At 65.2% G+C, this 10935-nt stretch carries 9 protein-coding genes; all 9 read left to right on the top strand.

Going from position 1 to position 10935, the window contains the following annotated elements:
- Positions 1-140 precede the first annotated feature (140 nt).
- The 9 genes from WBR68_RS09890 (at position 141) to WBR68_RS09850 (ending at position 10919) form a co-directional block, all read left to right on the top strand.
- On the top strand, positions 141-1022 hold the full coding sequence (locus WBR68_RS09890; protein WP_157055536.1) for a prohibitin family protein: 882 nt from the start codon (positions 141-143) through the stop codon (positions 1020-1022).
- Positions 1023-1183: 161 nt separating this feature from the next.
- On the top strand, positions 1184-1426 hold the full coding sequence (locus WBR68_RS09885) for a hypothetical protein (protein ID WP_050450109.1): 243 nt from the start codon (positions 1184-1186) through the stop codon (positions 1424-1426).
- A 94-nt stretch (positions 1427-1520) separates the two neighbouring features.
- On the top strand, positions 1521-2024 hold the full coding sequence (locus tag WBR68_RS09880; protein WP_050450110.1) for an RNA polymerase sigma factor: 504 nt from the start codon (positions 1521-1523) through the stop codon (positions 2022-2024).
- 11 nt (positions 2025-2035) lie between these two features.
- Positions 2036-3073: a FecR family protein gene (locus tag WBR68_RS09875; RefSeq protein WP_230694092.1), complete on the top strand. Its 1038-nt coding sequence runs from the start codon at positions 2036-2038 to the stop codon at positions 3071-3073.
- Positions 3074-3261: 188 nt separating this feature from the next.
- Entirely contained in the window at positions 3262-5625 is a 2364-nt protein-coding gene (gene fhuE, locus WBR68_RS09870) for a ferric-rhodotorulic acid/ferric-coprogen receptor FhuE (RefSeq protein ID WP_230694091.1), read from the top strand.
- 36 nt (positions 5626-5661) lie between these two features.
- Positions 5662-6324, top strand: coding sequence for a hypothetical protein (locus WBR68_RS09865; RefSeq protein WP_230694090.1), 663 nt, complete (start codon positions 5662-5664; stop codon positions 6322-6324).
- Positions 6325-6642: 318 nt separating this feature from the next.
- The gene (locus WBR68_RS09860; protein ID WP_230694089.1) at positions 6643-7152 is read left to right on the top strand and encodes a sigma-70 family RNA polymerase sigma factor; all 510 of its coding nucleotides are present in this window, start codon (positions 6643-6645) and stop codon (positions 7150-7152) included.
- Positions 7153-7198: 46 nt separating this feature from the next.
- Entirely contained in the window at positions 7199-8215 is a 1017-nt protein-coding gene (locus tag WBR68_RS09855; RefSeq protein WP_230694088.1) for a FecR domain-containing protein, read from the top strand.
- Positions 8216-8360: 145 nt separating this feature from the next.
- A complete protein-coding gene (locus tag WBR68_RS09850; protein WP_230694087.1) occupies positions 8361-10919 on the top strand; it encodes a TonB-dependent siderophore receptor in 2559 nt (852 codons plus the stop codon).
- Positions 10920-10935 lie beyond the last annotated feature (16 nt).

The raw sequence follows: 10935 nt of genomic DNA, 5'->3' as shown, positions 1-10935 counted from the left end.
GGCGCGATGAGGTATTTCCTGATCTTGGTGGGAGCGGCCGTGGTCGCTTATTTGCTCGCGCGCGGCATCGCGGCCGTGCTCTCGGACCGTAAACGTTCAAAATCAGAAAGGGACTCGAAGTGAAGCCGACAGATATCCAGATGGTCAAGACGATCGGCGCGGTCAAGCCGCGCAACATCAAGGTCGCCCTCATTACCGGCATTCTTTTCCTGCTGATCCTTTTCATCGCTTTCGGTTCGTGGTTCCAGGTGGACCAGGGCGAGCGCGGCGTGGTGCTGCGCAACGGCAAGCTGGTGCGCGTATCGGAACCGGGGCTGGATTTCAAGACGCCTTTCATCGACAACGTGATGATGGTGTCGGTGCGCGACCACACGTTTGTGTTCGAGAAACTGGAAGCCTATAGCTACGACCAGCAGCCGGCGCAACTGCGCGTGTCCGTGACCTATCGCGTGCCGCCCGAGCACGTGGCCGAGCTCTATTCGGAATACGGCACCATCAGCAATCTGCAGATGCGTGTGCTGGAACGCAAGACGCCCGATGCCGTGAAGAACGTGTTCGGCCAGTACACCGCCGTGCGCGCCATCCAGGAACGTCAGAAGCTGGGCCTGGACGTGAACAACGCCGTGCTCAAGACGATGGAAGGCGCACCGGTGCAGGTGGTGGGCGTGCAGATCGAGGAAGTGGGTTTCTCGCAGGCCTACGAGCATTCCATCGAACAGCGCATGCTGGCCCAGGTGCAGATCGAGACCACGCGCCAGCAGAAGGAAACGGCCATGATCAACGCTGAGATCCAGGTGGTCAAAGCCCGTGCCGAAGCCGATGCGCGCCGCCAGCAGTTCACGGCAGAGGCCGACGGCATCCGCATGCGCGGCGAAGCCGAGGCGGCGTCGATTCGCGCCAAGGCCGAGGCCTTGGCGGCCAACACCAATCTGGTGAGCCTGAACGCCGTTGAGAAATGGGACGGCGTGCTGCCCGCCACGCAGGTGCCCGGCTCGGCCCTGCCGTTCATCGGCATTAAATAAAGGTGTACCTGGCGTAATCCTAGGGATATCCCTCTGTCAAGAATTGCAAAGCGGGCGCAAGGTGGCTTCATGGGCGCTCGACGCACGCTTTACGATGAAGCGGCGTCGGGCCATGAAGGGGCCGGCGCGCTTGCCTAACCGCTTCAGCAAAGGAGACGTGGATGTCGCAGTTGGATTGGACGTCCGGTGATACCGCGCCGGACCGGCAGGGCTACTACGAGACACGCTTTGACACGGGACGCACCGCCATCACGCTGTACAGCGTGCTGGGCTGGATGCCGGTGAAGACGCCCGGCAATATGGTGAGTTGGCGGCCATTGCCGCCAGCGGCCGAGCGGGAAGAGGCCGAACGCCACATTCAGGAAATACGCGCGGCGCAGGCCCATATCCCGATGGATTACTAGCCGGACCATCGGGCGCTTGAAATCAGTGGTTGCGATAATGAGAATTATTTGTAAAATTCGCCACCCTGTTTTTTTGACCGTCCCCGTCCGGCTCATGTCCCGCTCTTCCTCCCCCCGCACCGGCTGGCTCGCCTATTACGACGAGCTGGTAGGCGTATGGAGCCGGCGCACGGGCAACCGACACGACGCCGAAGATGCCGCCCACGACGCCATCGAACGCTTGCTGAAGGCCGACGCCAGCGTGGCGCTCAAGGCGCGCGGGTATCTGTTCCAGGCGGCGGGGCATCGGCTGATTGATCGCTGGCGGCGGCAGGACCGCGCCGAACACGTGCCGTGGGACGAACTGGACGAGGCTGATCAGCTGAGGGTGGATGACCCCGAGGCGTCCTTGCGCGCATCGCGGCTGGCCGACGACCTGGCCAATGTGCTGGCGGAATTGCCGCCCAAGTGCCGCCAGGCTTTCGTGCTGAACCGCATCGAAGGCTGGACGCAGGCCGAAGTGGCGCAACACATGGGCCTGTCCAAGAATATGATCGAGCGCTACGTCATGCGCGCCATCGAGCATGTGCGCGACCGGCTGCGTGACCACACCCCATGACGATGTCTTTCATGAACAACCGCGATGAACCGCGCGAACCCGCCACCGCCGCGTGGTGGTTCGCGCGCTGGCATTCGGGCGATCTGACGCGCCGCGACCGGCGCGCGTTTGCCCGTTGGCGGCGCGAACACCCCGAGGGGGCGCGTGAGTTCGACCGCATGCAGCAGTTGGGAAGCGCGGCGGCGGGCCTGTCGCGCAGCCAGGTGGAATCCCTGCTTGGCGGACCGGTGCCGGCGCGGCCGGGCGCGGGGCGGCGGCAAGCGCCATCCCAACGCCTGTTTTCCCTGCGCGTTGCCCTGGCCTGTGCGGCCGTGGCCGTGGCGGCCTTGGGCGTGTGGTGGAGCATGCCGGTGCAGGCGCCCACGTTTACCACCCTGGTCAGCACCGAACGCGGTGAACGCCGCCAACTGAGCTTGCCTGATGGCTCCGTGCTGGAGGTCAACGGCGGCACGCGCGCCCAGGTCAGGCTGTATGCCGAACGCCGCGACGTGGTGCTGGACCAAGGCGAAATCAATTTCACCGTTGCCGCCGATGCGGCGCGTCCGTTTACCGTGGATGCCGGCAGCGGCGTTGTGCGTGTGACGGGCACGGTGTTCGACGTGCGCCGCGACGCCGATCAGGTGCGGGTGCTGGTGGAGTCGGGCACGGTGCAGGTGTCGGGCGGCCATTGGTGGAACCTGGGCCACGCGGTGCTGCGGGCGGGCCATGGCATCCGCGTGCCGGGCAGCGGCGCGATCGGCGTGCCCGCGCCCGCCGATGTGTCGACCGCCACGGCTTGGCGCGATGGCCGCGTGGTGTTCAAAAACGCGCCGCTGGCCGACGTGGTGCAGGAAATGAACCGCTATCTGGCGACGCCGCTGCGGCTCGCCGACGATAAGGCGGGGCGCCTGCGGGTGTCAGCCTCGTTTACGCTGGACCGGCCCGAGGCGCTGGTCGACGCCTTGCCCGCGGTGGCGCCCGTGCGGCTGATGCCGCGCCCCGGCGGGCCGATCGACATCTATGCCAACAGCCACGCCAATCCTGGCGACGCCGCCACGGTTACAAAATAAATGGGAATGAGATTCAGGTTTATCCGCGTTTGATTCGTTCTACGAAGGAAGGCGCTGCCGCCAGGCTTCTTTGACCGGCACCGCCACCCCCGTCCCTCGTTGAACCGAAACAGCAGGTAGTCGTGACTCTCTTTGCACACAGGTATTCCCATGCGGCGCCGCGCCGCGCCAGCGCAGCCCCGCGCTTCATGCATTCTTCCCTGGTGGTGGCGTTGAGCCTGGCGCTGGGAGTGGGGCTGGGCGTGATGCCGGATTCCGCGCAGGCGCAGAACGCGCCGGTGTCGATCAACATCGGCGCGCAACCCTTGGGCGACGCGCTGCTGCAATGGGCGGCCCAGACCAAGGTGCGCGTGTTCTACGCGCCCGACGTGGTCGCCGGCCTGAACACCCGTGGGCTGCGCGGCAGCCTGGCGCCCGAAGAAGCCTTGCGCGGTCTGCTGCAAGGCACGGGCGTGACGTACCGCTGGCAAGGCGACAGCATCATCCTGGCGCGCGACGCTGGCGTGGCCAGCCTGGCGCCGGTGACGGTGCTGGGCAATTCAGATCCGGCAGTGACCGAGGGCACGGGTTCCTACACCACGCCGGCCTCGTCGGCGGCCACCGGCCTGACGCTGTCGCTGCGCGAGACGCCGCAGTCCGTCAGCGTGGTGACGCGCCAGCGCATCGATGATCAGAACATGCGTTCGCTGGATGAGGTGATGGGCAACGTGGTGGGCGTGCAGGTGGTCAGCGAAGACACCGACCGCACCGACTTCTGGTCGCGCGGTTTCTACATCGACAGCCTGCAATACGACGGCGTGCCCACTACCATCGGCCTGTCGATGTATGGCGAATCCGATAACGATTCCTTCATCTACGACCGCATTGAAGTGGTGCGCGGCGCAACGGGCTTGATGACCGGCGCGGGCAACCCCGGCGCGTCGATCAACCTGGTGCGCAAGCACGCCAACAGCAAGACCTTCACGGGCTCGGTCAGCGCGGGCTTTGGATCGTGGAACCAGTATCGCGGCACGCTGGACATGACCACGCCGCTGAACGAGGCAGGCACAGTGCGCGCCCGCATGGTCGCGCTGTACCAGGGCCGCGATTCCTATATCGACCTCTACCAGGCCAACAAGAAGGTGTTCTACGGCGTGATCGACGCCGACCTCACACCCAACACCACCTTGAGCGTGGGCGCGGACTACCAGGACAAGCGTCCGCGCGGCTCGACCTGGGGCAGCCTGCCCGTGGTGTTCAGCGACGGTACCGCCACCGACTGGCGGCGCTCCAAGACCACGGCGGCGGACTGGACGTATTGGCACACCACCAACCAGACCATGTTCGCCACGCTGTCGCACCGCTTTGACAGCGACTGGGAAGTGCGCGCGGACTGGTCGCAGCGCAAGAGCAAGTACGACGCCAAGCTGCTGTACCTGTACGGCGCGCTGGACCGCGAGACGGGCACGGGCCTGCGGGCGCTGCCGGGCTACTGGAATTCCTACGCGCAGCAGACCTCGCTGGACGTGCAGGCCAAGGGCCCGTTCAGCCTGCTGGGCCGCAAGCACGAAGCGGTGGTGGGCGCCATGCGCAGCCGCTATGGCGAAGACTTCTACCGCTACGGCTTCGATAGCGCGTCGCTCGCCAGCACCGGCAACTTCTACCAATGGGACGGCTCGTTCGCCCAACCCGCGTGGACAGACGCGACCCTGCGCGGCACGGTTACGCATCAAAAGGGCGTGTATGCCGCCGTCCGCTGGTCGCTGACCGACCGCCTTACCGCCATTACGGGCGGGCGCTACGCCACCTGGCAATCCAAGTCCGACACGCGAGACCAGAAAGATTCGCAGTTCATTCCCTACGCGGGCGTGGTCTACGACATCAACGACACGTATTCCACCTACGTCAGCTATACGGATATCTTCCAGCCGCAGGAGAACCGCGACCGCAACGGCAATTACCTGGACCCGGTGCAAGGCCAGAACTACGAAGTGGGCGTGAAGGGCGAATACCTGGACGGCAGGTTGAACACGTCGATTGCGCTGTTCAAGGTCAAGCAGAGCAAGGTCGCGGTGCTGGACGGCGACGCGCTGGTGCCGGGATCGTTCGAGCAGGCCTACACCACCGCCGACGGCGTCACGACCAAGGGCGTGGAATTGGAAGTGAGCGGCATGCTGGCGCCCGGCTGGAACGCCTACGCGGGCGGCACGTATTACACCAGCCGCGATGCCCGGGGCGTGTCCGTGAACACCGAGCGCCCGAGAGCAATGGCCAAGCTGTTCACCACCTACCGCTTGCCCGGCGACTGGAACAAACTGACCGTAGGCGGCGGCGTCAACTGGCAGATTTCAACGTATAGCCAGGTCAGCGCGGGCAGCGATACGGTCACCGCCAAGCAAAAGGCCTATGCGATTTACAACCTGATGGCGCGGTATGACTTCAGCTCGGCCTTGTCGGCGCAGTTGAACGTGAATAATTTGTTCGACAAGAAGTACTACCTGGGCGGCGTGGCGAGTCAGGTGTATTACGGCGAACCCAGAAGCGTGTTCGTGAACCTGACGGCGAAGTTCTGACAAGGCGGGGATGGGGGGATGGGGTGATGGGGCGGGATGATGGGTTCCGCGCGATCGGCGCAATCTTCTTGCCCAGGCCAACCCGCGCTGCACCCATCCTACATTCCGAGTGCCGGCGCGAGTCGGTACATCATTCCGTCGCGTGTAGGCACGATCATTCCGTCGCGTGCCGACACGACCATTCCGTTGCGTGTCGACGCGATCATTGCGCCGCATGCCGACGCGGTTGTTTCGCCGTATGCAGACACGATCATGCCGCCACGTGCCGGCACGACCATTCCGTCGCGTGCCGACGCGATCATTCCACCGTATGCCGACACGATCGTTCCGCCGTGCGCCGGCACGATCATTCTGCCGTGTACCGAAACGATCGTTCCCCCACGTGCCGACGTGGTCGTTCCGCCGCGTGCCGACCCGACCATCCCGTTGCGTGTCGACGCGATCATTGCGCCGTATGCCGACGCGGTTGTTCCGCCGCATGCAGACACGATCATGCCGCCACATGCCGGCACGACCATTCCGTCGCGTGCCGACGCGATCATTCCGCCATGTGCCGACACGATCATTCCGTCGCGTGCCGACGCGATCATTCCGCCATGTGCCGGCACGATCATTCCGTCGCGTGCCGACGCGATCATTCCGCCTTATGCCGACACGATCGTTCCGCCGTGTGCAGGCACGATCGTAGGATGGGTGTAGCGCGAGATTGTCTGAAGAAGAAAGAGATCGCACAACGCGCAAACCCATCAAGCAACGTTGAATTCGCAACGGAATCAGCCAGAAGGCGCGTGATGGGTTTCGCGCGATCGGCGCTATCTTCTTGCCGACGCCAACCCGCGCTGCACCCATCCTACATTCCGCCACACGCCGCACGTCGGCACGATCATTCCGCCACGCCCTCGGGACGCGTTCCGCCCGCGCCCGGATTCCCCATCTTGAAAACGATTCAAAGATACTTATAATTGCGAATCATTTTCATTTTGTTTGGGATTCTGGCGGTGACGCCGGGGCGCCGCCATGCCATCCTCATCCTTCGCTCCTCATGCCGAAGTGCAATCCGTCTATCAGGCGCACCACCAGTGGTTGCGCGGCGTGCTGCTGCGCAAGCTGGGCAATGCGTCCGATGCGGCCGATGTGGCGCACGACACCTTTGAACGGCTGATACGCGCCAATGTGCGGGAACCGCTAAGCGAGCCGCGTGCCTACTTGCGCACCATCGCCACGCGCCTGTTGATCGGCCGCGCCCGTCGCGCGGCGATCAAGACGGCCTACATGGAATCGCTGGCGTTGCAGCCGGTGGCGGTGGAGCCGTCGGTGGAATCGCGCGCCTTGATTTTGGAAGCGCTGGAGCAAATCTGCGAATTGCTGGACACGCTACCCATGACCAGCCGCCGCATTTTCCTGATGGCGCAGGTCGATGGCATGTCGTACGCCGACATAGGCCAGCAATTGGGCCTGACGGTCAACGCCGTGCAGAAGTCGCTGGCGCGCGCCTTGGTGCATTGCTACACGGCGGTGTACGGGTGAACAAACGGTGAACCAACGTGTGAACCCCTGTGTAAACCCAGAACCCATGGACAGCGCCAAGTTGCTGCGCCCGCATGCGCCGGAAGCGGGCCGTATCGATCCCAAGATCGTGCGTGAGGCCGCTGACTGGTGGGCGCGGTTGCGCGAAGGCGCCTGCGACGACACCCGCCTGCGGTTCGAACGGTGGCGGCAGGCTCAGCCCGCGCATGAACTGGCCTGGCTGCGGCTGGTGGCCTTGACGCGCGATGTGGACCTGGGCGTGGCTGAAGCGGGTCACGAGGTTGCCGCCCGCACGCTACGGCAGGCGCCGCTGATCCAGTCGCGCCGCAACGCCATGCGCTGGATGGTGTCGGCCGCGGCCTTAGGCTTGGGCGCGTGGGTGGTGGGTGAACGCGGCGCCATTGTTCGCCTGGCCGCCGACCTGCGTACCGGCACCGGTGAACGGCGCGCGCTGACCTTGCCGGACGGCACGCGGCTGGAACTGAACACCGCCAGCGCCGTGGACCTGCGCTACACCGCCAGCCAACGCGAAGTGGTGCTGCTGGAAGGCGAAATCCTGGTAACGACCGCGCAAGACCCACGAGGCCGACCGTTCGCGGTGCGCACGCGCGGCGGTATCCTGACGCCGGTGGGCACGCGGTTTCTGGTGCGCGACCTGGACGACAGCCAGGGAGGCAGGGCAGGGGTGCGCGTTGCGGTGCTGGAAGGCGCGGTGGATGTGCGCGGCCTGGACCCGGCCGATCCGCCCCGACGCGTGCATGCGGGGGAACAGGCCGAGGTGTCGGCCACGGGCGTCTTTGCGTTGCAGAAGTTGGAACCGGCCACCTCCGCCTGGATCAACGGCATGTTGATTGCCAACGAGATGCCGCTGGCCGCGTTCTTGCAAGAACTGGCGCGCTATCGGCCCGGCCGGCTGAGCTGTTCGGACGAGGCCGGCGCATTGCGCGTGGTCGGGGCATTCCCCTTGGCCGACAGTGACAAGGTGCTGGCCATGCTGCAAGAGGTGTTGCCCGTGCGCGTGCGGCAATACACCCGCTATTGGGTCACGGTGGGGTTGGCCTGAGCCCGCCGTCCCGTTCGCCCGCCCGCGATTGATTTGTAACCGGAACGGCGTAAGTCCCGAATCAGCGCGTCATGTAAGGAAAGCAGCCCGGATGCCTCTCCCCGCCGAGTCTGCGTTCTTCCTTCATGAGCCAGGAAATCTCTACATGTCTTCTCGTCCTGCCCGCGCAGAGTGGCTTGCCCGCCCGTCGCTTGTCCGTCTGCGTGCCGACCACGCGTCACTTGCCAAGCTCTCTTCGCCGCATCGCCGCTTGTCGCCGCGCACCCGCCTGAGCCTGGCCTTGCGTGTGGCCTTGCCCGTGGTCATGCTGGCCGCGCCGTGGTCGTCGGCAGTGCAGGCCCAAGCCCAAGCCCAGCCCCAATCCCAATCCCAACCGACAGCGCCCCTGCGCCAATCGATCACGTTTGATATCCCGCCCGGCCCGCTGGGCGCGGCCCTCGGCGCGTTCGGCATGCAGGCCGGTGTCATGGTGGCGTCTGACCCGGCGCTGGCGGCGGGCGCGCGCACCGGTGGCGTGTCCGGCACGTACCCGGTGGACGCGGCGCTGGCCCAGTTGCTGGCCGGCACCGGCTTGCAGGCCGTTGCCCGGGCCGAAGGCGGATACCGCTTGCAGCAGGCGCCGGCCGCCGGGCAGGCCGCGACGCTGGCGCCGGTAACGGTCACGGGCAGCTACAACCCCACCACCGACGGCACCGGCTCGTATACCTCGCCCGCCATCACCATCGGCAAGACCACGCAGGCGCTCAAGGACATTCCGCAATCGGTCACCGTGCTGACGCGCCAGCGCATGGACGATCAGATCATGACCAGCCTGCCCGACGCCGTCAACAACACGGCCGGCATGGTGGGCGTGCAAGGCGTGGGGCCGGGCGTGTCGATCAATGCACGCGGCTTTCCGGTGGACCAGCTGCAATACGACGGCGTGGCCTTGCTGCGCAACAGCTACAGCCTGGGCAACTGGGAGCAGGACTCGCTGGTGTTCTACGACCGCGTGGAAATCCTGCGCGGCGCGGCCGGCCTGCTGCAAGGCGCGGGCAGCCCTGGCGGCGCGATCAACCTGGTGCGCAAGCGCGGCGGCGCCGAACCGTCGGTGGTGCTGTCGGGCAAGGCCGGCTCTTGGGACCACTACGGCCTGACGCTGGACGCGGGCGGCCCGCTGAACGACGCGGGCACGCTGCGCGGCCGCGTCGTGGTCGATGAAGACCAAAGCCATTCCTACATCGACTACGTGTGGGACAAGACGCGCAACCTGTATGCCGCGCTGGACTTCGACGTGACCGAAGACACCACGGTGGGTATCGGCATCAGCAACCGCTACAGCCGTTCGCGCCCGATGATCGTGGGCTACCCACGCTATGCGGACGGCGGCGACATCGACCTGCCGCGTTCCACCTTTACCGGCTCTACCTGGAACCGCGCCAAGAACGACCAGACCATCTTCAACGCCGACGTCACGCATCGCTTCAACGACGCCTGGCGCTTCCGCCTGGCCGGCGTGGCCATGAACGAAAAGAACACGACGGTGCACCAGCGTGTGGCGGGCGAAGTGCAGCCCGACGGCAGCGGCTTGTCCTACGGCAACTTCGGTGTGGATTTCGCCAGCAAGCAGCGCGGGCTGGACATGTCGGTCAGCGGCAACTTCACGGCGCTGGGCATGGAGCAGGAAGTGGTGCTGGGCGCCAACTATTCCAAGCTGACCACGCAGGACCGCTTCACGCGCGCCTGGCAAACGGGCGGCAATATCTTTGACATCGATAACCATCGCCCCTGGCAGGACATCGATTCCATCGTCGAGGCCAGCGGCTACGATTCGCGCAGCGCCTACGACATCCGCCAGAAGGGCATCTACGGCACCTGGCGTGTGAAGCCCACCGAGTCCCTGGCGCTGATCGGCGGCGGCCGGGTTGGCTGGTTTGACTATTCCTACACCGGCTCGGGCAGCACTTCCACGTCCAACACATCGGGCAAGTTCATTCCCTATGCCGGCATCGTCTATTCGCTGACGGATAACTGGTCGGCCTACACCAGCTACACCACGGTGTTCGAACCGCAAACCCAACGCAATCTGGACGGCAGCCTGCTCAAGCCCATCGAAGGTAACAACTACGAAGTGGGCATCAAGGGCGAACTGGCCGACGGCCGCGTCAACACCCTGCTGGCGCTGTTCCGCTACGACCACAAGAACCGCGCCGTCAATGACTACGACGCCGGCTTCGCGTGCGACGGCTGGTATTGCTCGCGCGCGTCGGGCAAGGTGCGCAGCCAGGGCGTGGAAGCGGAAGTGTCGGGTGAAGTGGTGAAGGGCCTGGAGCTGTACGCGGGCTATACCTACAACACCACCAAGTACCTGGAAGACCCCGACAACAAAGGCCAGGTCTTCAACACCTGGACGCCCAAGCACATGCTGCGCCTGTGGGCCAACTACAAGCTGCCGGGCATGATGAACCGCCTGAGCGTGGGCGCGGGCGTCAACACGCAAACCGCCACCATCAGCTCGGACCGCGAATTCAAGTTGGCCGGCTTTACCGTCTGGAACGCGCGTGTGGGCTATCAGGCCACGCCGGAACTCAGCATCGGCCTGAACGTCAACAACGTGTTCGACAAGAAGTACTACGTGCCGTCGTACAACACGCTGGGCGGCAACAACTACTACGGCCAGCCGCGCAACTTCATGCTGACGTTCCGCTACGCACCCAAGCTATAAGGAGGCGGGCGCCCGG

Origin of the sequence: Achromobacter sp. JD-1 (assembly GCF_038594925.1) — a bacterium.
GTDB lineage: Bacteria > Pseudomonadota > Gammaproteobacteria > Burkholderiales > Burkholderiaceae_B > Achromobacter > Achromobacter spanius_C.
Note: the sequence above shows the minus strand (reverse complement) of the source record. Positions and strands in the feature narration are given on the sequence as shown.